Source organism: Marinospirillum alkalitolerans (assembly GCF_045055655.1).
Classification (GTDB): Bacteria; Pseudomonadota; Gammaproteobacteria; order Pseudomonadales; family Halomonadaceae; genus Marinospirillum; species Marinospirillum alkalitolerans.
Genome location: NZ_JBANFI010000001.1, coordinates 77671 through 100830 on the forward strand (window position 1 = coordinate 77671; position 23160 = coordinate 100830).

At 54.5% G+C, this 23160-nt stretch carries 16 protein-coding genes; 7 read left to right on the forward strand and 9 right to left on the reverse strand.

The window, feature by feature from the left end:
* Positions 1-30: 30 nt before the first annotated feature.
* Complete coding sequence (locus V6U78_RS00340; RefSeq protein ID WP_405335880.1) at positions 31-951, reverse strand: MBL fold metallo-hydrolase; 921 nt, start codon at positions 949-951, stop codon at positions 31-33.
* 292 nt (positions 952-1243) lie between these two features.
* Between V6U78_RS00340 and V6U78_RS00345 the strand changes: the two genes are divergently transcribed.
* From V6U78_RS00345 to cydC, 5 genes are read left to right on the forward strand one after another with little or no spacing between them, the layout of a single operon-like run.
* Positions 1244-2815 carry a cytochrome ubiquinol oxidase subunit I gene (locus V6U78_RS00345; protein ID WP_405335883.1) on the forward strand — a complete coding sequence of 524 codons (1572 nt, stop codon included), beginning with the start codon at positions 1244-1246 and terminating at the stop codon, positions 2813-2815.
* Positions 2816-2817: 2 nt separating this feature from the next.
* Complete coding sequence (cydB, locus tag V6U78_RS00350) at positions 2818-3954, forward strand: cytochrome d ubiquinol oxidase subunit II (protein WP_452312082.1); 1137 nt, start codon at positions 2818-2820, stop codon at positions 3952-3954.
* 18 nt (positions 3955-3972) lie between these two features.
* A complete protein-coding gene (gene cydX, locus V6U78_RS00355; RefSeq protein ID WP_405335886.1) occupies positions 3973-4128 on the forward strand; it encodes a cytochrome bd-I oxidase subunit CydX in 156 nt (51 codons plus the stop codon).
* Complete coding sequence (gene cydD, locus V6U78_RS00360) at positions 4100-5860, forward strand: thiol reductant ABC exporter subunit CydD (protein WP_405335889.1); 1761 nt, start codon at positions 4100-4102, stop codon at positions 5858-5860. The genes cydX and cydD overlap by 29 nt, the downstream gene beginning before the upstream one ends.
* Positions 5829-7451: a thiol reductant ABC exporter subunit CydC gene (cydC, locus tag V6U78_RS00365; protein ID WP_405335892.1), complete on the forward strand. Its 1623-nt coding sequence runs from the start codon at positions 5829-5831 to the stop codon at positions 7449-7451. The genes cydD and cydC overlap by 32 nt, the downstream gene beginning before the upstream one ends.
* Positions 7452-7839: 388 nt before the next feature.
* Here the strand turns inward: cydC and V6U78_RS00370 are convergent, their stop codons facing one another.
* The 3 genes from V6U78_RS00370 to tcdA all read right to left on the reverse strand — a co-directional run bounded on the left by V6U78_RS00370 (position 7840) and on the right by tcdA (position 10524).
* Complete coding sequence (locus tag V6U78_RS00370; RefSeq protein ID WP_405335895.1) at positions 7840-8175, reverse strand: hypothetical protein; 336 nt, start codon at positions 8173-8175, stop codon at positions 7840-7842.
* A gap of 23 nt (positions 8176-8198) precedes the next feature.
* Positions 8199-9536, reverse strand: a complete 1338-nt coding sequence (locus V6U78_RS00375) for an NAD(P)/FAD-dependent oxidoreductase (protein ID WP_405335898.1) — start codon at positions 9534-9536, stop codon at positions 8199-8201.
* A 145-nt stretch (positions 9537-9681) separates the two neighbouring features.
* Positions 9682-10524, reverse strand: a complete 843-nt coding sequence (tcdA, locus tag V6U78_RS00380; RefSeq protein ID WP_405335901.1) for a tRNA cyclic N6-threonylcarbamoyladenosine(37) synthase TcdA — start codon at positions 10522-10524, stop codon at positions 9682-9684.
* Positions 10525-10656: 132 nt separating this feature from the next.
* On the opposite strand from tcdA, the gene V6U78_RS00385 reads away from it, so the two are divergent.
* Entirely contained in the window at positions 10657-11031 is a 375-nt protein-coding gene (locus tag V6U78_RS00385) for a hypothetical protein (RefSeq protein WP_405335904.1), read from the forward strand.
* Positions 11032-11227: 196 nt separating this feature from the next.
* Positions 11228-13321 (forward strand): TonB-dependent receptor domain-containing protein, encoded by a 2094-nt coding sequence (locus tag V6U78_RS00390; protein WP_405335907.1) that lies wholly within the window; start codon positions 11228-11230, stop codon positions 13319-13321.
* A gap of 64 nt (positions 13322-13385) precedes the next feature.
* Here V6U78_RS00390 and V6U78_RS00395 read toward each other — a convergent pair whose 3' ends face one another.
* From V6U78_RS00395 to aroK, 5 genes are all read right to left on the reverse strand, one after another.
* Positions 13386-14819 (reverse strand): FAD-dependent oxidoreductase, encoded by a 1434-nt coding sequence (locus V6U78_RS00395; RefSeq protein WP_405335910.1) that lies wholly within the window; start codon positions 14817-14819, stop codon positions 13386-13388.
* Positions 14820-14862: 43 nt separating this feature from the next.
* Positions 14863-19374 (reverse strand): glutamate synthase large subunit, encoded by a 4512-nt coding sequence (gene gltB / locus V6U78_RS00400; protein ID WP_405335913.1) that lies wholly within the window; start codon positions 19372-19374, stop codon positions 14863-14865.
* A 337-nt stretch (positions 19375-19711) separates the two neighbouring features.
* On the reverse strand, positions 19712-21316 hold the full coding sequence (locus V6U78_RS00405) for an SPOR domain-containing protein (RefSeq protein ID WP_405335916.1): 1605 nt from the start codon (positions 21314-21316) through the stop codon (positions 19712-19714).
* Positions 21317-21376: 60 nt separating this feature from the next.
* Positions 21377-22519, reverse strand: coding sequence for a 3-dehydroquinate synthase (gene aroB / locus V6U78_RS00410; RefSeq protein WP_405335919.1), 1143 nt, complete (start codon positions 22517-22519; stop codon positions 21377-21379).
* A gap of 20 nt (positions 22520-22539) precedes the next feature.
* Positions 22540-23100, reverse strand: coding sequence for a shikimate kinase AroK (gene aroK, locus V6U78_RS00415; protein ID WP_405335922.1), 561 nt, complete (start codon positions 23098-23100; stop codon positions 22540-22542).
* Positions 23101-23160: the final 60 nt, after the last annotated feature.

A 23160-nucleotide genomic window follows, 5' to 3' on the forward strand; every position in this document is an offset into this window, starting at 1 on the left:
AAAAGGCTCGGCACAAAAAATCGGTGCCCATCAGGTGAGGCAACCATCGGCGGGTGGTGCTGTTGACGCGCCAAGGAGATTCAGTGGCAGCTTTAAATAGCGCACACCATTGGCCTCGGCAGGGGGGAGTTGCCCAGCACGCATATTGACCTGAACCGAAGGCAGAATCAAACGTGGCATCTTCAGGGTCGCATCCTTCGTTTGGCGCTGTTGCACAAACTCGGCCTCACTGACACCCAGATGGACATGTACATTCTGCTGTTTCTGTTCTGCAACGCTGGTTTCATGGCAAAAATAATCACGGCCTGGTGCCTGATAGTCATGGCAGAGCATCAGCCGCGTTGCATCAGGCAGAGCAAAGATCTTGTGAATCGATTGATAAAGCTGGCGTGCATCACCACCAGGAAAGTCGCAGCGGGCGGTGCCATAATCCGGCATAAAGAGCGTATCGCCCACAAAAGCAGCATCCCCAATCAGATAGGTGACGCAAGCGGGGGTATGGCCGGGGGTATGCAGCACCTGAATGCTCAGCTCACCCAAGGGCAGGCAGTCACCCTCTTCAACCAGCCGATCAAACTGGCTGCCATCGCGGGCGAATTCTGGCTCGGCATGAAAAACATCCGCAAAAACCCTCTGCACCTCCGTGATCTTCGCACCAATCACGATCTGTCCACCCAGCTGCTGCTGTAAATAAGGCGCAGCAGAGAGGTGATCCGCGTGCACATGGGTTTCCAGAATCCATTCGAGTGTCAGTCCTTGCGCTGTGACGGCGGCAATCAGCTGGTCTGCGCTCTGCGTCTGTGTCCGCCCTGATGCAGGATCAAAATCCAGTACGGAATCAATAATCGCGCAGGCAGAAGAGGCAGGATCACGCACGAGATAGCTGTAAGTGAAGGTGTCCTGATCAAAAAACGGTTGGATAAGCGGGGCAAGAGGTGCAGGGGTTGACATAGAAGCTCCTGATGATCAGCGTGAGGATCCAGTCTAACTCAGGTGTGCAGCAAGATAAATAACCGGATCAAAGGTTCTTATAACTGAGTTGAATTCTATTTTTCTTGACAGGCTGCGACAAGCTGCCGCCTTGCGATAAGTCAATCTTTTGCGATGATGACGGCGACATGAGCCGTTGCATTTTTTCTCTTTTCTGATCTTGCCTGACATCAAGAAACGAAAGGAGGCGTGTTTCTATGTTGATACTGATTATTATTTTTAATTGTTGAGCTTCTTTTTGTGGAGTGAAGCCATGGATCTTGTCGAGTTATCTCGTTTTCAATTCGCCTTTACGGCGATGATTCACTTTCTTTTTGTCCCGCTGACCATCGGGCTGGTGTTTATCCTTGCGATTATGGAATCTGTCTATGTGATGACAGGCAAAACCATCTACAAGGATATGACCAAGTTCTGGGGGAAGTTGTTTGGGATTAACTTTGCGCTGGGTGTCACCACTGGCCTGGCGATGGAATTTCAATTTGGCACCAACTGGTCCTACTACTCCCACTATGTGGGCGATATTTTTGGCGCGCCATTGGCGATTGAAGCCTTGATGGCCTTCTTTCTGGAATCCACCTTGGTGGGTTTGTTCTTTTTTGGCTGGGATCGGATGAGTCGGGTGAAGCACCTGGCCGTGACCTGGTTGATGGCACTGGGAACCAACCTGTCAGCCTTATGGATTTTGATTGCCAATGGCTGGATGCAGTATCCCATCGGCTCTGAGTTTAATGTCGAGACGATGCGGATGGAGCTGGTGAACTTTGCCGAGGTGGTGTTCAGCCCCGTTGCGCAGGTGAAGTTTGTGCATACAGTTTCTGCGGGTTATGTCACGGCGGCGGTGTTTGTACTGGGGATTTCAAGCTGGTATCTGCTCAAGGGGCGGGATGTGGCTTTTGCACGGCGCAGCTTTGCCATTGCCTCGGTTTTTGGTCTGGCGAGCGTGTTGTCAGTGATTATTCTTGGCGATGAGTCTGGCTATGAGCTGGGTGATGTGCAGCGGGTGAAGCTGGCTGCCATCGAAGCCGAGTGGCATACCGAGCCAGCTCCAGCGGCGTTTACGGTGTTTGGCTTGCCGAATCAGCAAGAAGAAAGAACCGATCTGGCGATCAAGATTCCGGCTTTAATGGGTTTGATTGCCACACGCTCTCTTGATACTGAAGTCACCGGCATCGTTGATTTGAAAGCCGAGCACCGCGAGCGGATGCTCAATGGACGCGAGGCCGTGGCTTTAATGCAGGCGATGCGTGCCGGAGATCGTGACCCTGCCACCCTGGCCGCCTTCCGTGAAGTCGAACGTGATCTGGGTTATGGCTTGCTGCTCTCGGCCTTTGCTGAAGATGTGATGCACCCCACCGAGGCCGAGTTGCATGCCGCCGTGGAAGCCTCGATTCCGCAGGTGTGGCCACTTTTTTGGAGTTTCCGCATTATGGTGGCTGCTGGCTTTACCATGCTGCTGCTGTTTGTGCTGGCCGCTTGGCATAGTGTACGGCGCACCGAGCATAAACCGCGCTGGCTGCTCAAATTTGCTGTTTTTGCGATTCCGCTGCCTTGGATTGCCAGCGAGATGGGCTGGTTTGTTGCTGAATATGGGCGTCAGCCTTGGGCTATTGGGGAGATTCTGCCGACCCAGCTTGCCGTATCCCAGCTGACAGTGAATGAGGTGATGTTCACTCTGGCGGCGATCGTGGCCTTGTACAGTGTTTTTGTGGCGATTGAAATCTGGCTGATGTTCCGTTTTGCGCGTCTTGGGCCATCAAGCCTGCATACCGGGCGCTATCACTTTGAACGTCAAGATCAATTAACACAACAGCCTCAGGAGGCTTAATCATGGATTACGCAACGCTCAAGCTGATTTGGTGGTTGTTGATCGGTGTGCTGATGATTGGTTTTGTGATCGCCGATGGCTTTGATATGGGGGTCGCGGCACTGCTGAAGGTGATTGGTAAGAATAACGAGCAACGCCGTGTGATGATTAATGCGATTGCGCCCCACTGGGATGGCAACCAAGTTTGGTTGATCACGGCTGCAGGCGCGCTCTTTGCAGCCTGGCCAACCGTCTATGCTGCAGCTTTCAGCGGCTTTTATCTTGCGATGATGCTGACTTTATTTGCGCTTTTTCTGCGTCCGATCGGTTTTGAATACCGAGCCAAGATCGATACTGACCAGTGGCGTGCCCGTTGGGATTGGGCGCTGACAATCGGTTCGACAGTGCCACCGCTGATTATTGGTGTTGCTTTTGGCAATCTGCTGCTTGGCGTCCCCTTTCATTTTGATGATCTGCTGCGCCTGCACTATACCGGCAGTTTTTTACAGCTGCTGAATCCGTTTGCCTTGCTGGTCGGGCTGTTTACTTTGGTGATGTTTGTCAACCATGGTGCGACCTACTTGCAGATGAAAACAGAAGGTGAGCTTTTAGTGCGCAGTCGCCAAGTCAGCCGCTTTTTGGCGATGGTGGCGGCCACACTCTTTGTGCTGGCTGGTGTCTGGCTCTGGATTGCCGTGCCCGGTTATCAGGTGCTGGGTGGTCTGGACCCACAAGGTGCCAGTGTGTTGGTCCAAAAGACGGTCGGTCATTTGGAGCAGGGTTGGTTTGCGAACTATGCGCGTTGGCCCTTCTTATGGTTGTTGCCGGCTTTAGGGGTTGCTGGGTTTATTGGTTGCGCCTTTGCCAGCCGAGCCAAGCAGCACTGGATGGCTTTTGTGTCTTCCTCGGTGGCTATTGCCTCAGTGATTCTGACCTTTGGTGCCAGCCTCTTTCCGTTCATCATGCCCTCCAGCAGCCAACCTAACCATAGTTTGACACTCTGGGATGCGACGGCCAGTGAAACCACGCTGATGATTATGTTTGTCGTGGCCTGTCTGTTTGTCCCTATCGTGCTCAGCTATACCGCATGGAGCTATTACGTGATGCGTGGACGCTTGAATGAGCAGTATATCCGCGATAAGAGCCATTCACTTTACTAAGGCAGAGGAGACGCATCAATGTGGTATTTCGCTTGGATTTTAGGTGTCTTGCTGGCCTGTGCTTTTGGCATCATCAATGCGATGTGGTTAGAGCTCAATGGCTATGCCGGTGAAGAGCAACAAGAGATGACGGAGGATCAACAGCATGCATCAGGTGGCCATTCAGAACACTGATACGCCACGTCAGCAACTGAATCTGTTGCGCAAGATGCAAGCAGGGCGGCTGAATGCCGCCTTTTTGCTGGCTGTTGCGCAGCTGGTGGTCTTGATTCTGCAATATGGGCTGCTGGCTTGGTTGCTTGGTACGTGGTTAGAAATGGGGGTGACCCAAGGTTGGCAGGCAGGGCAGCGCGAGCTGTTGGTGCAGCTGATGCCTTGGTTAGCCCTGTGTTTACTCATGCGTCCTGCACTGCAATGGGGACGAGAGCGCTTGAGCCAAGAAGCCAGCTTGCGTGTGCGCAGCGCCTTGCGGCAGCAGCTCTTGGCTCACTTAGCGCATCCGGCCCAGCTGGGCCAACAGGCCAGCAGTGAAGGCTATTTGGCCAGTCAGTTGTTGGATCAGGTAGAGGCATTGGATGCGTATCTGCGCCGTTATGTGGTGCAGGCTCCCTTGGCGGTGATCACGCCGCTGCTGATCCTGCTGGTCATTGCGCCCATCAGTGGTCTCGCGGCTTTATTGCTGGCGCTGACGGCTCCGCTTGTTCCTCTTTTTATGGTGCTGCTGGGCAAGGCCGCGGCGGCCAGCAGCCGACGTCAGTTGCAATCCTTGGCCAGATTAAGTGGCCGTTTTGCTGATTTTATCCGTGGACTCACCAGCCTCCAGCATCTGGGGGCCACAGCGACAGCAGAGCAGATGATTGCGCGCTCTGCTGAAGGCTATCGGCAGAAAACCATGAGTGTGCTGAAGCTAGCTTTTCTTTCCACCGGCGTGTTGGAGTTTTTTGCGGCCCTCTCGATTGCACTGGTGGCGGTTTATCTGGGGTTGGGCCTGCTGGGTATTCTGCCCTGGGCCAAGGAGGTGATTCCCGTTCCCTATGCGCAAGCCTTGTGGATTCTGCTGCTGGCCCCTGAGTTTTATGGAGCCTTGCGGCAATTGGGCAGTGATTATCATGCCAAGGCAGATGCAGAGGCCGCCATGACTGAGCTGATGCCTTTGTTGCGCCCGACTCAGTGGCAGCACCCAGGTTGTCAGCCCTATCCTCCTCAGCCTTTACAAGCCAACCCCCCTGCGCTGAGCTGGCAGCAGCTGCGTGTGGTGACAGAAGCTGGGCGGACGCGCTTGGCCTGTCCCGGGCCTTGTCATATTGAATCAGGCCAGAGCCTGCTCGTGACCGGACCGAGTGGAGTGGGTAAATCAACACTCTTGGAAGTCTGGCTGGGGGCCTTGGCCTATCAGGGACAGCTGCGTGTTGAAGGTGAGGATTTTCTGCACTGGCGTTTGGATGATTGGTTGCGTCAGCTGGATTATCTGGCCCAGGCACCACGCTTTATGGCGGCCAGTCTAGCGGATAACCTGCGTCTGGCCTGCCCAGATGCAGAGGATAGTCAGCTTCTGGATGCACTGGAGCAGGTTGGCCTCGGAGCTTGGATGGCCGATCGTACTGATCCACTGGCCGTGCGTCTTGGAGAGGGTGGGCGTGGGCTTTCAGGAGGGCAGTTGAGTCGACTGGCTTTAGCCCAGCTGCTGCTGCGTGGACGCCCCCTCTGGTTACTGGATGAACCGACGGCTCATCTGGATCCGCAGAGTCGTCGTGAAATCCATCAGCTCTTGCATCAGCTCAGTCGCGGAAGAACGCTGCTGCTGGTCAGCCACCATACTGAAGGGCTGCACTGGGTGGATCATCTTCTCGATCTGGGTCAACAGGAGGAAGCCGATGCGTCAATCCATGCCATTACGCTTGCGTGATCTTCTCTCAAGTCGTCGCCGTGCTTGGCTTTTGGCCTTGTTGCTGGCGACCTTGACGCTGTGTGCAGTGGTCAGCCTACTGGCCACTTCTGGCTGGTTTATCAGTGCTACGGCCACCGCGGGTTTGATCAGCCTCGGTGCTTACTGGTTTGATTATTTTCGTCCGGCGGCTTTGATTCGTCTGGCAGCGATCACCCGTACTGCTGGGCGCTATGCGGAGCGGCTCACCAGCCACTATGCAACCCTAGGGCTGTTGAAAGATCTGCGTGTTGATTTCTTTCAGCGGCTTGCTCAGCGTCGGTCTGCTGCAGACCGGCTCAGTAGTCGTGCGCAGCATCGTCTGGTGGCCGATATTGATCAGCTGAACCAGTTTCCGCTGGGCTTTATCTTGCCGTGGATCAGCGTGAGTCTGCTGATGCTGTTGCTGCTCGCCTTCTATGCTTTATTGGATGCCCAGCTGCTGTATGCCAGCCTGCCCGGCCTGCTTCTGGCATGGTGGGTCTTGCCTTGGATCGATGGCCGTTTCAGCAGTCGCTTGGCACGTCAGCAGAGTGAACAGGGCGAAACAAGGCGTGCGGCCTTGATGCAGCGTCTGCATTTGCGTGTTGCTCTGGTGCTCTGGGGGCACTGGTCAGCCCAGCAGGCCAGTTGGCAGCAGCTGGATCAGCGCTATCAACAGGGGCAACAACAGCAATGGCGACGCACCAGCCGTTTGGTGCTATGGCAACACTGGGCGCTAGGGGCCACCCTCTTGGCGCAGCTATGGGTGGGCCTGTCGCTGCTGGAAACAGGAGCGCTGAGCCTACCTTGGTTAGTGGCCGCCTTGCTGGCTTTACTGGCTTTTTTTGAGTTGTTAGCCCCCTTGGCAGCCAGTGCATTGGCGCTGGGTTTGAGCCAAGCTGCGCGAGATCGCCTTAATCAACTGGTGGAGCAGCCTTTGTGGCCTGTCGCCAGATCACCCCTGCCGCAGCGCTTGCGCCTGCAAGGTGTGAGTGCACGCCATCCTGGCAGCCAGGTCGGGCCAGATCAGGTCGATCTGCTGCTCGAAGCCGGTCAAACACTGTTGATCACTGGCCCTTCTGGTCAGGGCAAAAGTACCTTGCTGGCCGTGCTCGCTGGCGATCTTGCGCCAAGTGCTGGGCAGTATTGGATCAATGATCAGCCGGCACGGCCTCTTGGTACGCATCTGGGTTATCTGCCCCAAGATTTTCATCTGTTTAATCTGACGCTGGCTGAAAACCTGCGCCTTGGATGTGCTGAGGCAACCGAGGCGGATCTATGGCGGGTGCTGGAAGTGGTGGATTTAAAAGCCTGGGCTGCCGCGCAGCCCCGTCAGCTCAACACCGCCTTGGGTGAGCAGGGATTGGCGGTTTCAGGTGGTCAGGCAAGGCGAATCGCTTTGGCGCGCTTGCTACTACGCCCGCGTGCTGTGTTGCTGCTGGATGAGCCCTTTGCAGGGCTGGATCAGGCCACTGCGCAACGCGTTTTCAAACGCCTGCGCCAAGCGCAACCCCAAGCCATGCTGGTGTTGGTGACCCATGATGTGTTGCCGCTCACGGTTGATCAGCATCTTCATATGGGAGCCGCCTAAAAAAAATTAAAAAAGTGTTTGCAAAGCTAAATGAGATTGATTATATTTAACACATGGTTCGAAAGAGCCTAACCCAAAGCAGAAGTAGGACACAGGTTCCCTTTTTCCGTTTTAGGTTCTCCTCATCATCAAGCGAGTCTTTTAGCCCCTGAATTTCAGGGGCTTTTTTTTGATTTTTTGCAGGCTGAAATAAAAACACCCCAGTCAGATCGCTGGGGTGGTGGGGGCTTCAATCAAAGAATACCTAAGGAACCTCTGATCAACGTTAAGAGCGCAGGTCAGACAAGGCGAAATTGATCGAAAAAGCGGAGTTTACACGGAGTAAATGAGCATTTTGAGGCCAATTTCAACGCAGTATCACCAAGCGCAATAGTTAATCAGAGGCTTCCTAACGCGGCCGATTTCTGAGATAGCAGATGGGATGAAAGACCAGCCAGCTATAAACGCCGATGGCCAGAGAGGCACCAATTAGATTCAGCCAATCGACCCAAGTGTTGACATAGGCAATCGAAGAATCGGTATGCCAAGGCACAAAGAACAGGGCCAGTAGAAAGAAGAGTGGAGGCAAAAAGCGCGAGCCCATACCGCCTGTTTTCTTAAAGCCATAGCCTTGCATGCGGGCCACAATTTGTGGCACCAGCAAAATCACGGCCAAAATCGCCAGCAGCCAGAGCCAGGGTAAAACGGAATACCAAACAACGGTGAGTGTACCGATCAGTGTCATGATGCTTCTCCTCAAATTCAGCCTTAAATCCGGCCTTCAAGCATGGCGTAGTAAGCGGGACGAAGCATGCGATCCTTCATCACCCAGGCAGTCCAGGATTCGGCCATTGGGTCAATAAAAGAGAAGGAGGGCATCATCGCCATATTATCAGCCCAGCCAAATTCAACTAGCATGGCTTTGCCGATACCGGTAATCAGCGGGCAGGAGGTATAGCCGTTATGGCGCGCTGGTAGCGGGCGACCTTGCAGATGCGCGACAAAGTTCTGTTCTAGCACCCCAGCTTGCATTTTCACACTGGCGGCTGTTTTATTCAGCGCCATGCCCATCACATCACCTATGCCCCAGACGTTTGGATAGCGCTCGTTTTGCAGTGTTTCACGATTCACTTCCATCCAATCCACAAAAGGACCTTCTTGGAAGCGAAGTGGGCTGTTGAGCAGCGCATCCGGTGCGGTCATCGGTGGCACAACGTGAAGAAAATCATAGTCACGGGTCACATCTGCTTGGTCACGCACGCTGAATGTGGCGCGCTTGGCATCGGCATCAATGGCCTTCAGGGTATAGAAATCATTGCGTGTGACCTGCTGCTCTTCAAAGCGCTGGCGCACAAAAGCGTGGACTTGGGGCTGACTAAACAGGCCACCGGAGGGCGTCATAAACTCGACGTTATAAGCCGCACGTCGCCCTGTCGCTTCAAGTCGTGATAGGGTGGTGAAGGTCATCTTCAGTGGCGCACCGGCGCATTTGATGGCTGTGGGTGCCAGCGTAAACAGCCCCGTGCCGCCACCTTGACGTATCCAGCGATCGATCTCGGTATTGGTTGCGGCGGCGGCTTCAATGCTGGCATAGACGCTGCCGATCCCCTTCCCTTGGCCGATCAGGTTCACATCCATACCTTGAATCCGCTCGTAACGCAGCTGTAAGCCAGAGGCGACGATCAGATAGTCATATTCCAGCGTTTGCCCATCATCAAGCCGAATGCGGTTGGTGTCTGGATCATACTCCGAGACCATGCCCTTCACCCAGTTGACTGAGCGCGGGAGCCAATCCGCTGTTTGGGTGATGGCTTTGCTGGCACTCCAGACGCCTGAGGCGACGAGCGTCCAACCTGGCTGATAATGGTGCCGCTCACGGCGATCAATGATGGTGATCTGGGCACCGTTCAACGCCCGAGTCAGGCGATTGGCCATGGCTGTACCGCCAGCGCCGGCACCCACGATGATGATACGTGCATTGGTATTCACTGCCTGAGCCGGTGTGCTCGCGGCCAAAGCCAAGGGACCGAGTACACCCGCACCGGCACCAAGCTTCAATAGATCACGCCGACTGACGTGTTCAAAGGGAAGGGTAGATTGAGACATGCGTCTGGCTCCTGCTGAAATATTTTTTTATAAGCAGAATTGAATCTAGTCCTTTTTTGGCCTCTTTGCCTTCCAACTTTAGTGTATATGCTGATTCTTTTTGGTTATGAGAGGGTTGGCTCATACAGAAAAAAGGTCTGAGCGCTTACCTCGGTTCCCGAGAAGAAACGCCTTTGATCAAATGGGCCAGCGCGCGTTGGGCAGCAACAAAGCCAAAAGTGCCGGTCACAAAGGTTGCAGAGCCAAAGCCACTGCTGCAATCAAGCTTGAGCGCCTCACCTGCGGCGGGCTTGTGGCAGGCCACCTCGCCATTAGCCTGTGGATAGACCAGCTGTTCTGTGGAGTAGACACACTCGATATCAAAACGCCTTTTGGGATTGCGGCTAAAGCCATAATCACGGCGCAGCAGGTTACGCACTTTGGCCAGCAGCGGATCTTGTGTGGTACGCGCCAGGTCTGCGGTGTCGATTAAACGTGGATCGACTTGCCCCCCTGCACCACCGACGACGACCAGTTTTTGTTTGTTTCGCCGACACCAGGCTATGAGTCCGGCTTTGACTGGTACGGTATCGGTGGCATCAATCACCACATCGAACTGGGCTTGGCCATCTGGTTTGAGCTGCATGGCCAGTTTATCGAGAGTGACAAACTCGCAACGCGCATGGGCTTGAATCTCAGGATTAATCGCGCGTAAGCGCTCTGCCATCACCTCTGCTTTCGGTTGGCCGATGGTGGTGTCTAAGGCGTGGAGCTGGCGATTGATATTGCTGGTGCAAAGATCATCTAAATCAAACAGCGTGATCTGCCCGATGCCTGATCTGGCCAGTGCTTCGGCCGCCCAGGCCCCGACGCCGCCGATCCCGATGACCGCCACATGGCTGTGAGTGAAGCGGGTTAAACCACTGAGACCATAGAGGCGGGCAATCCCGCCAAAGCGAAACAGCTGATCGGCAGAGAGAGGGGCAGGTGAAGTAGAGGTATCTGACATGGTGGTGTCCGGGCTGATCGCTGAACTGGAAAAAAGAGGTCGCTAGTTTACCTCAACGGGTCACGCTGTCGCATCCTCTTGCCCTGCTGGATGACTCACCCTAGAATAGCCGTACACTTTAGGGTGATAACCATGCGCTTCAGCCGAACACTGAATACCGGATTACTCTTGCTGGCCCTGGCCGTGATGATGCAGCGCATCGTGACGCCCTTTATGGTGCCGGTTTTGGTGGTGCATGAAAACGGCTATATCGAGATCTGTTCCTGGCATGGCGGGAGCGAGAGAATCCTGCTCGATGCTGATGGTCAGCCCATCTCCTCTGAACAACCCTTTTCCTATTGTCCTGAGTGTGCCTCGCCAAGCGGTCTGCTGCTGGCGATCACCCCCGAACTGACTGAACCCCTCTGGTTGGCCCTAAGCTCTGTGTTGTTGCCGAGCGCAGCACACCCGCCAATGGCCTATCTGGCCTTACCGCCGCCTTCACGCGCCCCACCCATCTGGTCCTGATCTGACGACTGTACTTCATTCCTTGTGTCCCGCTCATGTCCATGAGGTAGGGAGTGCAGTGCCAAGCTCATAGAAGGTGAGCAGGAGCCCAATCGCTCATGTCAGCTGCTCACTTTCTGCATTTTTATAAGACGGCGACCCCATCACCCTATTGAGGTGCGTTTGGCGCGGTCGTTTTGCAATCAGGATCAATACCATGCATTTTTCTTTGAGACATACCTTGGCGCGACCGAGTGGTTGGCGCTTGTCTTCTTTGAGTGTGGCGGTGGCTGCTGCGCTCTCTCCTGGGCTGGCGGTGGCCGACACCAGCACCGAATTGACGCCTTTGGTCATCAGTGGTCAATCCCTCTCTACCCAGACACTGGAAACCTGGCCGCGTACTGCGGATCGTCCTGCGGCTGATGCTGGGGATTGGTTGCGCCAGCAGCCCGGTGTCGATGCTAATCGCATGGGTGGGCATGGATTGGACCCAGTGATACGTGGCCTGGGCCAGAATCGGCTCAATATTCTGCTCGATGGTGCCTATGTTTTTGGTGGCTGTCCGAACCGAATGGACCCACCCACGGCCTATGCGCCGCTGCACTCCTATGATCTGGTCACACTGAGCAAAGGTGTCACCACGCTGCGCCATGGTCCGGGAGGATCAGGTGGCACGGTGGTTTTTGAGCGCACTCGACCCGAGCTGCATGCGTCCATCACCGGTGATCTCGGTGCTTACTACGCCAGCCAAGGCGATGCTTGGTCGAGCTTTGCACGGGTTGATCTGGGTGGCGAGCAGGGCTATCTGCGCGTATTCGGCGAATACAGCCAAGCCGACAACTATGAAGACGGCGCCGGACGCGAAATCTGGAGTGGCTATGAGACCACCCAAGGCGGCGTGATTTTGGGCTGGACGCCGAATCAACAGACCTGGCTGGAGTTCACCTATGAAGAAACCCGTGAACGCGATGTGAAGTTTGCTGGTGCGGGTATGGATTCCCCTGAAAGTGACAACCGCACTCTGGGTCTGCGCGGTGAATACCTCTGGTCACCGCTGTTGACCCTGTCTGGTAACCTGCACTACAGCCAGGTGGAGCATGTGATGGATAGCTTCTCCTTGCGACCTGCTTCCACTGGAAACCGTGTGCCCACGACTTCGGACACCCTCACCGGGCGTTTGATGGCCGAATATCAGCTTGGACCTAATCGGTTTACAGGCGGCGTGAATGTTATTCAGAATGAGCGGGATGCCACCTTTTATAACCCTGCTGGGGCGGCCATGTTTTTGATGTGGCCTGAAGTCACTCAGCGCACGAGCGGTGTGTTTGCCGAGGTGGAACACCTGATTGGCTCGAATAAACGTGCTTTTGCTGGTCTTCGTTTGGATTATGCTGAAGCCTCGGTCGATCGCGCTCATCGCCTGCCAGACAATGCCGGTCCAATGCCGCCTGCAATGCCGCCTGCAATGCCGCCTGCAATGCGCCAGCCGGCGCAGATTTATCAAAATGCTTACGGTATTACTGGCAATCTGGATCGTGAAGAATGGCTGACCGGTGCTTTTGTACGTTTTGAGCAGGATATCGGTGATTGGCAACGTGCTTTTATCAGCGTCAGCCGTAGTCAGCGGATGGGCGATGCCACCGAGATGTATCTAGCAAGACCCAACTGGATCGGCAATCCTGATTTGAACCCCGAAACCAGCCATCAATTGGATCTGGGCTGGCTAGGCCAAAGCCAAAGCTTCAACTATTCAGCGGTCGTTTTTGCCAACTGGGTCAGTGATTATATCTATCGTGATCAGGGGGCGATAGGCACCTATGACAACGCCAGCCACTACCGCAATATTCGTGCTGCGCTCTATGGCATCGAGCTAGAAGCGGCGCTGCGTTATGCCGAGCAGTGGGAAACCCGTGCTCAGCTCCATGCCATGCGGGGGGATAATCGCAGTGATGGTGGGGCGCTGGCGCAGATTTCGCCTTATTCAGGTCAGGTTTCTCAACACTGGATCAGTCCGCAATGGGAAGCCAGTGCCACGCTGCGTTTTGCCGCCAGTCAAGACAGGTTAAATCTGGCCGCCAGTGAGCAACCAACCGCAGGTTATGGGGTGGTGGATCTGAGCCTGTTGTGGCGTCCGGTCGCGCGTATTGAAGTGGCCACTGGGGTCAGCAATCTGTTGGATAAAAACTATGCCAACTTCATTAATCGCAATCGTGCCGCCAGTGATCCTTTGAATGTCGGAGAAGACGCCTATACAGAGACACTCACCGAGCCAGGCCGCAGCCTCTGGTTGAGCGGGCGTTATCGCTTCTGAAATAAGAGCGACCCCCTCATGTAGAGGGGGTCGTGATCAGTGCTGCCGGAGGTCAAGCCTCATCCTAGACCTTCAAGTAGCTCAAAATTCCCTTCGCGGCTTCGCGCCCTTCCCAGATGGCGGTCACCACCAGATCAGAACCGCGCACCATATCACCACCGGCAAAGACCTTCTCATTGCTGGTTTGGAAGGGGTGCTTGGCTTTCTCCGGTGCCTCCACCAAGCCCCACTGGTTGGTGTTGATCTGGTGCTGCTCAAACCAGTTGGCGGGGCTGGCTTGGAAGCCAAAAGCAACCAGCACTGCATCAGCAGGCAGAATTTCTTCTGAGCCAGGGACAATCTCAGGACGGCGGCGGCCCTTTTCATCTGGTTCACCCATTTGGGTGCGGACCACCTTTACGCCCTCGACCTTGCCTTCACCAACGATGGCGATGGGCTGGCGATTAAAGAGAAACTTCACCCCTTCTTCGCGCGCGTTTTCCACTTCTTTACGTGAGCCGGGCATGTTTTCTTCATCGCGTCGATAAGCGCAGGTTACGCTTTTGGCATTCTGGCGAATCGAGGTGCGGTTACAATCCATCGCGGTATCGCCACCACCGAGGACCACCACCTTCTTGCCTTCCATGCTGATATAGTCGGCTGGGTCCTTCTCAAACCCGAGGCAGCGATTGACGTTAGAAATCAAGAAATCCAGTGCCGGATAGACGCCAGGCAGCTGCTCGCCGGGAAAGCCACCCTGCATCGAGGTATAGGTGCCCATGCCCATAAACACCGCATCATAATCTTCCAGCAGCTGCGCCATAGTGACATCCTGACCTATCTCGGTATTCAGCCGGAATTCGATGCCCATGCCTTCGAAGATTTCACGACGGCGGCTCATCACTTGCTTCTCAAGCTTGAATTCAGGAATACCAAAGGTCAGCAGGCCGCCAATTTCAGGGTATTTATCAAAGACAACAGGTTTGACACCGTTGCGCACCAGTACATCGGCGCAGCCTAGGCCAGCTGGCCCGGCACCAATCACAGCGACTTTTTTATCTGTCCAGGTCACTTGGCTCATATCGGGCCGCCAGCCTTGAGCAAAGGCAGTTTCGGTGATGTACTTCTCGACTGAGCCTATCGTGACCGCACCAAAGCCATCATTCAGGGTACAGGCACCTTCACACAAACGATCCTGCGGGCAAACGCGGCCACAAACCTCTGGTAGCGTGTTGGTGCTATGGCACAGCTCTGCGGCTTCAAAAATATGACCGTCGGTGGCCAGTTGCAGCCAGTTCGGGATGTAGTTGTGAACAGGGCACTTCCACTCACAGTAGGGATTGCCGCAATCCAGGCAGCGATGCGCTTGCTGGCTGGCTTCTTTTGGCTCAAAAACATCATAGATCTCAATAAAGGCCTTTTTGCGCAGGCCAACAGGCTTTTTATTCGGATCTTTGCGTCCGACGTCCACAAATTGGAAGTCATTACTCAGGTTCGGATTGACTTGACGTGTCGCCATGATTTTTTCCTCAGCATCAATTCTTTATTCATCTGTCTCTTTTTTATTGCGCACTTTGACGTGTTGTTTTCAGCAGATCCGCCAGTTGTGCTGCCTTGGGCTTCACGAGCCAGAAGTGACGAATAAAGTCGGAAAACTCTTGCAGTATCTTGCGGCCCCAAGCGGACTGGGTGTGATCCACAAATTCCTGAATCAAGCTGCGAAGATGATTGCGGTAAGCCTCCATCTGCTCAGTATTGATACGGTGTAGATCGACCAGCTCATGGTTGTACTTATCCATAAAGCTGCGATCCAGATCCAGCACATAGGCAAAGCCGCCGGTCATCCCCGCACCAAAGTTATAGCCAGTATCGCCCAGCACACACACCAGACCCCCAGTCATATATTCGCAGCAGTGATCCCCAGCGCCTTCGACGATGGCAGTGGCCCCTGAGTTACGCACCGCAAAGCGCTCACCAGCGCGACCTGCAGCATAGAGATGACCACCAGTGGCACCATACAAGCAGGTGTTGCCCATAATCGAGGTTTTGTGGCTGGCAAAAGAACTGCCCTGAGGGGGAACCAGCACCAGCTTGCCGCCATTCATGCCTTTACCGACATAGTCGTTGGCATCGCCTTCAAGATAGAGATTGAGTCCCTTGGCATTCCAGACGCCAAAGCTTTGTCCAGCCACACCTTTCAGGTGCAGATTGATCGGCGCATCCTCTAATCCGGCATCACCATAGCGCTGCGCGATTTCACCAGAAATACGGGCACCGATTGAGCGATCGCAGTTGGTGATGGTGAAGCTAAAATCACCGCCGGTCTTTTGATCTAATGCCTGGCGCAGTTCTACCACCATCCGCTCGGCTAATTCAGCCTGATCAAAAGGCTGGTTGCGGTTAATCTGGCAGAACTGAGGGGCATCCGCTGGCACAGCATCGTTAAACAGCAGACGGTTTAGATCTAACTGGCCCTGACGTGAGGTGCTGCCGTCAATCACATCCAGCAGATCCACGCGCCCAATCAAATCAGTTAGCTTGGCCACACCCAGCTCAGCGAGGATTTCGCGCACTTCTTCAGCAATAAAACGGAAGTAGTTTTTGACCATCTCGACCGTGCCACGGAAATGTTGTTCGCGCAGTTGATCATCCTGCGTGGCCACACCGGTGGCGCAGTTGTTGAGGTGGCAAATACGCAGGTATTTACAACCCAGTGCCACCATCGGCGCGGTACCAAAACCAAAGCTCTCTGCACCTAAAATCGCGGCCTTGATCACATCCAAACCGGTTTTCAAACCACCATCGGTCTGCAGGCGGATTTTATCGCGCAGCTTGTTGATACGCAGGGCCTGCTGGACTTCAGCCAAGCCGATCTCCCAAGGAGAACCCGCATATTTGATCGAAGTCAGCGGCGAGGCGGCGGTGCCACCATCATAGCCAGAGACAGTAATCAAATCGGCATAAGCCTTGGCCACGCCGGTGGCGATGGTGCCGATACCTGGCTCTGAAACCAGCTTCACTGAAACCTGCGCCTTGGGGTTAACCTGTTTCAGATCGAAAATCAGCTGGGCTAGATCTTCAATCGAGTAGATATCATGATGCGGTGGTGGCGAGATCAGTGTGACACCCGGTACCGCATGACGTAGGCGCGCAATCAGGGCATTCACCTTGCCGCCGGGCAGCTGGCCGCCCTCACCAGGCTTGGCACCTTGTGCCACCTTGATTTGCAGCACTTCTGCATTCACCAGATAAGCCGGAGTGACACCAAAGCGCCCTGAGGCAATCTGCTTGATCTTGGAGGATTTGAGCGTGCCATAGCGCGCTGGGTCTTCGCCGCCTTCACCTGAGTTAGAACGCGCGCCCAGCTCATTCATCGCTTGGGCAAGGGCCTCGTGCGCTTCAGGAGAGAGGGCACCGAGGGACATGCCTGCCGAATCAAAGCGTGGCAGCAGTTCTTCAACACTTTCGACCTGATCCAAAGACAGCGGCTGGTCGGCCTTTTTCAGTTGGAGTAGATCGCGCAGGGTCGCGACGGGGCGCTCGTTAACCAGCTTGGCAAAACGCTTCCACGCACTATAGCTGCCTGTTTGCACTGCCTCTTGCATCGCCTTAACGACATCTGGGTTATAGGCATGGTATTCGCCGCCATGCACATACTTGAGCAGGCCGCCTTGAGAGATTGGCACTGAGGCGCGTTCCGCTTGTTCGGCTAGCAGCTCTTGATCCAGCTGCAAGTCAGCAAAGCTGGCGCCCTGAATACGGCTGGCCACGCCCTTGAAGCACAGCTCAACGATCTCATCATTCAGACCTATGGCCTCAAATAGCTGCGAGCCACGGTAAGAGGGCAGTGTCGAGATGCCCATTTTGGACAGAATTTTCAGCAACCCTTTTTGGATGCCCTTGCGATAGGCGCGCCGAGTCTCGCCGGGCTCACCTTGCAGTTCACCGCTGCGATGTAGATCAGCGATGACCTGATAGCTCAACCAAGGATGGATCGCTGTCGCACCAAAGCCAAACAGCACTGCCATATGATGAGAATCGCGCGCCCAGCCGGTATCAACAATAATATTGGCATCACAGCGCAGCCCTTTGGCCATCAAACGATGATGCACCGCACCCGTGGCCATCAGTGCATTGATGGGCAGCCAGCCAGATTGCAGCTGACGATCAGAGAGCACCAAAAGCACCTTGCCTGCACGCACAGCATCTTCTGCTTGTTGGCAGAGGTGTTCGATGGCCTGCTTTAACCCCATCTGCTGCGGATCAAATTCCAGCGCCAAAATCTGCTCTTCAAAGCCAGGGCGAGGATCTTCGACCAAGGACTGGAATTTACGCGGTGACAGTACCGGAGTGGTCAGAATGATCCGGTTGGCATGCTCAGGGCGTTCATCAAAGACATTCATCTCGCGCCCGATACAGGTTTCAAGCGACATCACGATCGCTTCACGCAGTGGATCAATCGGCGGGTTGGTCACCTGCGCAAACTTCTGGCGGAAGAAATCGGCGACATGGCGCACCTTCTGCGAGAGTACCGCCATCGGGGTATCATCGCCCATTGAACCTACGGCTTCCTGGCCGCTTTCTGCCAGCGGGCGCAACACCTGATTGCGCTCTTCAAGGCTGATGTTGAACAGCTTCATCTGGCGAGTCAGCTCTTTCTTCTCCAGCACCTCAAAGCGGGGGCCAGTTTCAGTGAGGGTAGACTCTAAATAGGTGGACTGTTCACGCAGCCACTGTTTGTAAGGCTGTGAGACCTTCAGCTGATCATCGACATCCTTGGTATGCAGAATATCGCCAGTTAAGGTATCAATCGCCAGAATTTGTCCTGGCCCGACACGGCTTTTATAAATCACGTCTTCGGGCTGGTAATCCCAAACGCCCACTTCAGAAGCCAGAGTGACATAGCCATTTTTGGTCATCACAAAACGTGCAGGACGCAGACCGTTACGATCCAGCATACACAAGGCATAACGACCATCGGTCATCACCAGTCCGGCAGGGCCATCCCAGGGTTCCATGTGCATCGAGTTAAATTCGTAGAAGGCGCGCAGATCACCATCCATGGTTTGGACATTCTGCCAAGCTGGTGGAATCATTTTGCGCACGGCACGAAAGAGGGGCATATCGCCGGTCAGCAGCACTTCAAGCATATTGTCCATGCTGGAAGAATCTGAGCCTTCAGTGTTGACGACCTTATCGAGGGTTTCGATATCAGGGAGCCATTCGTTTTTGAAGTTCTTTTTACGCGCATTGGCCCAGTTGCGGTTGGCCTCAATGGTATTGATCTCACCATTGTGGGCCAGATAGCGAAAGGGTTGGGCCAGATGCCATTTGGGATCGGTATTGGTGGAGAAGCGCTGGTGGAAAACACAGATCGCGGTTTCCATGCGCTCATCGGCCAGATCCAGGTAGAAATGAGGCAGATCGACCGGCATGGTGAGGCCCTTGTAGGAGAGCACCTTGCTAGATAAAGAAGCGACATAAAAAGCCTCATCGCTTTTCATCACCATTTCAGCGCGACGTCGTGCCATAAAAAGCTTTACGCCGAGTTCTTTTTCTTCCATGCCCTCTGGGGCATTGACGAAGATCTGCTCAAAGCGCGGCATGCAGGCCAGCGCGATTTCGCCACAGACAGCAGGATTGGTTGGCACCTCACGCCAGCCCAGCACTTCCAAGCCCTGAGCATAGAGCTGCTGCTCTAAAGCCTGCTTGCCTTTTTGGTAGGTGGCATTGTCCTGCGAGAGAAAGACCATACCGACGGCATAGCGCTCACTCAGTTCGGCATGAAACAGCTTTTTGGCCTCTGCGCGTAAAAACCCGTCCGGCTTTTTGATCAACAGGCCACAGCCATCCCCTGTTTTACCATCGGAGGCAATGCCCCCACGGTGCGTCATGCAGGTCAGGGATTCAATGGCTTTTTTGAGCAGGTCGTGACTGGCTTCGCCGTGGACTTGTGCCATCAGGCCAAAACCACAGTTGTCTTTAAATTCTCCAGGACGATACAAGCCTGGCTGTTTTGGTGCATCTAGCTGTTTTGGTGCAGAGGAGGCAGAGTGAGGCGTGAAGGAGTTCATAAGCGGGTCTCTCTTGTGCATCTAGTTATGCAAAATCGGCATTACCTATGCCGTTTTTATCTTTCTTGGGCTCATCTTACACGCGCAGGTGGACGAAAAACAAACAAAAAAATCAATGAAAAGTAAAAAAATACGCCTTTTGCAAACCATTAGGAATTGATCCAAGCAGATTGATTCTTTTTGGTTATCTTTTTGGTGGTTTTGAACCCAAATGGTGCGCTTGACATAAATGCACTTTTTTTGTGCAAGAAAGGCTGAGGTATGAGAGAGGCCAAAAGGAGAGGGCACGAAACAAAAAAGCCGCTGCAAGACAGCGGCTCAGAGAAGGGGATGGAGCTTAGCGACTACGCAGATCGTTTTGTATGCTGGCAAAGCTTCGCGCCCAAGGGCGTTGATTTCTGAGTGCCTCGGGCAGGTTAGGTATGGCCGCGACAGCAGCGTCTCGGTTGGCATAGTCACCATACACCACCACAAACCAGGGATTGCCCTGATAGCGGCCTTCAAAGTAGACCAAGCCAGATTGATTGGCCTGCTGAATAAACTGGCGCACACTGGCTTCTTCCAAGCTGCCCATCATTTGCAAGGCAAAGTGATTCGGATTGCGCTCCATGAGCCAGGCCTCACGCTTCAGTCCTTGGTTCTGAAAGCCTGCTGGCTGTTCAGCGGCGCTGGGGGCGGGGCGGGTTTCTGTCCTGGCCGCTGGGGCAGGTGGCGTTGCAGCTTGGGTGACCTCGGCAGGGGCAACTGGCTGCAGTGGTTCAGGTGGGCGGCTGGAGCTGGGTGGCGCATCATCTGGTGAATCCATTGGCGCACTTGCCGTTGCAGGCTCGGGTTCTGGCTCTGTGGTCGCAGGGGCTGGCGCAGCGTCAGTCAGATCCACCTGTGCAGGTTCGGCCAAGGCAGGCAGATCGAGATTGTTGATCTCTGCCCAGTTTTGTTGGCGCACTTCCTGTGAGCGGCTGATCAGGCTGGTATCGGGTGTCGGGGTCGAGAAAAGACGATCCTGATACAAGAAAACCAGGGTGAGTAACGCCAAGCCCCCGACAGCGGCCCCTATGGGTATCCAAGGCAGTGGTTTGGCTGGTTTTTTGGGTGTGCTTTTTTTCTGCGCCACTGCTTTTTTAGCGGGTGGCTTTTCGGCCGCTAAGGCGATGTCCTGCGTGGGAGCTGCTGGCTGGTTTTGTGTTGCCTTGAGTTCTTCAACGATGCCTGTATTTAAAAAGCCGGGCAGGCCACGGGCTTTTTTATAGACACGCATAAACTGCTGATCATCCAGCGGCAGATGGTCGATACCGACGCTATGGCAGCGGTGTTCGAGATAGCCACGGGCTTCGACTTCAGACAAGGCATGCAGCGGCAGATGATGGCCTGCGGCTTCAAAGCGGCTCGCGTTGGGTTCACTACTGAGGCGTTGAAATAAATCATGGCGACCAAACAGCGCAATATGCGGACGGCGTTGATCTGGCGTGGTATTGGCCAGATCGAGCAGGATGTCGAGTGCATCTTGTTCAAGCAGTTCAGCATCATCAATGACGATCAGGCAGCTGCCGCCTTCTTCATTCAGCTGGGCGCTAAAATCACGGATCGCATTGCAATAGTCTTCGGCTTCGGCGCGTGGCGGAATAACCAGATCCAATTGGTGGGTTAACTGAGTCAGTAGTGAGTTGGCCTGAGCGACCTGTTCGCCACGCAGACTGGTGGCCACCACGCCTGAATCGATTTGATTCAGCAGGCGCTGTTTAAGATGGCTCTTACCGCTGCCTTCAGGGCCGGTGAGGAGTAAAAAGAGATTGCTGTAGCGGCTTAGGTGCAGCAGCAGATCCAGGTGCTTACCATGTTGGCGGCCCGGATAAAAGACCGCAGAATCCTGTACATGGCTCAGCAGTTGCGAAAAATCTGTTGGGGTTGAATCACCACCCAGTGATGGTTCCCAAGATTGCATACGGGTGACTCCCTCAGTCGATATAGCCTCAGATCCAAATACACTATACGAGGCGGGGCGCTAGAGTGAATGCGCCTTGGATAAAGCTTGGCTTTTTTCTAATGCAGAAGCAAGACAAGCGTGGAGATGATCATGTGCTGTCAGAGTGACCAGTTCGGCTTGCCCTAAGCGGCGCAATAATACCAGTCTCAGCTCACCATCAATATTCTTTTTATCCACAGCCATCGCGCGCAAGAAGGCATCGACTGTCATGGATGGCGGCGGCAGGATTGGAAGTTGGGCTGCCTGAAGCAACGCCTTGGTTCGCTCAAGATCTGCACTACTGATCCAGCCCAAACGCTGCGATAAATCAGCAGCCAAGGCCATACCACAACCCACGGCCTCACCGTGTAACCACTCACCGTAGCCCATTTCGGTTTCGATCGCATGGCCAAAGGTATGGCCAAGATTGAGGAGTGCGCGCACGCCACCTTCGCGTTCATCCTGGGCAACTATCTGCGCCTTACAGCGACAGGAGCGTACGATGGCTTCGGCGAGCAGACGTTGATCGCCTTGCATCAGCTTGGGCAATTGCACTTCTAACCATTCCAGAAAGTCTAGATCGCCCAGCAGACCATATTTGATGACTTCTGCCATACCGGCGGCCAGTTCACGCGGGGGCAGTGTTTGCAAAGTCAGCGTGTCTGCCAAGACCAGTTTGGGTTGCCAGAAGGCACCCAGCATATTCTTGCCCAATGGGTGATTGACGCCCGTTTTGCCACCCACAGAGGAGTCCACCTGTGACAGCAGCGTGGTGGGCAGCTGGATAAAGTTGACGCCACGTTGATAGCAGGCTGCTGCAAAGCCAGTCATATCGCCAATCACACCACCGCCGAGTGCAATCAAGGTGGCGCGCCGATTAAAACCAGCTTCGAGCAGGCGGTCCCAGATCAATTCAAGATGACGCAGATCTTTATAGGCTTCACCATCAGGCAGAATGCATTCCTCGATCTTGAGTTCAGGCTTGGCCTGCTGTAAAGCCGTTCGCACTGTGTTGAGATACAAAGGAGCAATGGTTGTGTTGGTGACGATCAGCACTTGCTGGCCATGGATGTGGGGCAGCAGCAGATCCGCGCGCTGCAGCAGCTCAGCGCCGATGTGAATAGAATAGCTGCGCTCACCTAAATCAAGATGTAAGGAAAGCAGGTCTTGCAGGTTAGGCATGATCATGATCCTGAAATAACTTATTGGGCGCCGAGGGTTGTCAGATCCAGTTCGAGCAGGCGTTGTTTGATATCCATCATCACTTGCCGTGGCGGCCGCTGGTCAGTATCAATAATGAGGTGGGCCGTGGCTTGATACAAGGGTTCGCGTTCTTCGCGTAGCTGTGCCAGTTTCGCTTTAGGGTCGGCTGTTTGTAAAAGTGGGCGATGGCGATCTTTGCGTGTGCGTGCAAGTTGTTGCGTGAGTGTGGTGCGAAGGAAAATCACGACGCCGCGTTCACGCAGGTGCTGACGGTTCTCAGGGCGCAAAATAGCCCCGCCACCTGTTGCCAGGACGATGCCTTCTTGTTGAGTGAGCTCATCGATCATCTGCGCCTCGCGTTCACGAAAACCAGCCTCACCTTCGAGATCAAAAATCCACGGGATGCTGGCGCCACAGCGTTCTTCAATGACCAGATCAGAGTCGTAGAAAGGGCGTTTAAGGTCCGCAGCCAGTAATCGGCCTAGAGTGCTTTTGCCAGCACCCATTGGGCCGATCAGGAAGATACTTTGGGTTGTCAGCCTAGGCTGCACATCGGGCATGGGCCACCTCTGATTAACGATGAAGCCAGCTTGGTCAGGCTCAAGGCACAGAAGATGCTC

Bases quoted from the DNA above. Each gene is read 5' to 3' on its own strand.
- V6U78_RS00340 (WP_405335880.1), bottom strand. From the start codon at position 951: ATGTCAACCCCTGCACCTCTTGCCCCGCTTATCCAACCGTTTTTTGAT.
- V6U78_RS00345 (WP_405335883.1), top strand. From the start codon at position 1,244: ATGGATCTTGTCGAGTTATCTCGTTTTCAATTCGCCTTTACGGCGATG.
- cydB (WP_452312082.1), top strand. From the start codon at position 2,818: ATGGATTACGCAACGCTCAAGCTGATTTGGTGGTTGTTGATCGGTGTG.
- cydX (WP_405335886.1), top strand. From the start codon at position 3,973: ATGTGGTATTTCGCTTGGATTTTAGGTGTCTTGCTGGCCTGTGCTTTT.
- cydD (WP_405335889.1), top strand. From the start codon at position 4,100: ATGCATCAGGTGGCCATTCAGAACACTGATACGCCACGTCAGCAACTG.
- cydC (WP_405335892.1), top strand. From the start codon at position 5,829: ATGCGTCAATCCATGCCATTACGCTTGCGTGATCTTCTCTCAAGTCGT.
- V6U78_RS00370 (WP_405335895.1), bottom strand. From the start codon at position 8,175: ATGACACTGATCGGTACACTCACCGTTGTTTGGTATTCCGTTTTACCC.
- V6U78_RS00375 (WP_405335898.1), bottom strand. From the start codon at position 9,536: ATGTCTCAATCTACCCTTCCCTTTGAACACGTCAGTCGGCGTGATCTA.
- tcdA (WP_405335901.1), bottom strand. From the start codon at position 10,524: ATGTCAGATACCTCTACTTCACCTGCCCCTCTCTCTGCCGATCAGCTG.
- V6U78_RS00385 (WP_405335904.1), top strand. From the start codon at position 10,657: ATGCGCTTCAGCCGAACACTGAATACCGGATTACTCTTGCTGGCCCTG.
- V6U78_RS00390 (WP_405335907.1), top strand. From the start codon at position 11,228: ATGCATTTTTCTTTGAGACATACCTTGGCGCGACCGAGTGGTTGGCGC.
- V6U78_RS00395 (WP_405335910.1), bottom strand. From the start codon at position 14,819: ATGGCGACACGTCAAGTCAATCCGAACCTGAGTAATGACTTCCAATTT.
- gltB (WP_405335913.1), bottom strand. From the start codon at position 19,374: ATGAACTCCTTCACGCCTCACTCTGCCTCCTCTGCACCAAAACAGCTA.
- V6U78_RS00405 (WP_405335916.1), bottom strand. From the start codon at position 21,316: ATGCAATCTTGGGAACCATCACTGGGTGGTGATTCAACCCCAACAGAT.
- aroB (WP_405335919.1), bottom strand. From the start codon at position 22,519: ATGCCTAACCTGCAAGACCTGCTTTCCTTACATCTTGATTTAGGTGAG.
- aroK (WP_405335922.1), bottom strand. From the start codon at position 23,100: ATGCCCGATGTGCAGCCTAGGCTGACAACCCAAAGTATCTTCCTGATC.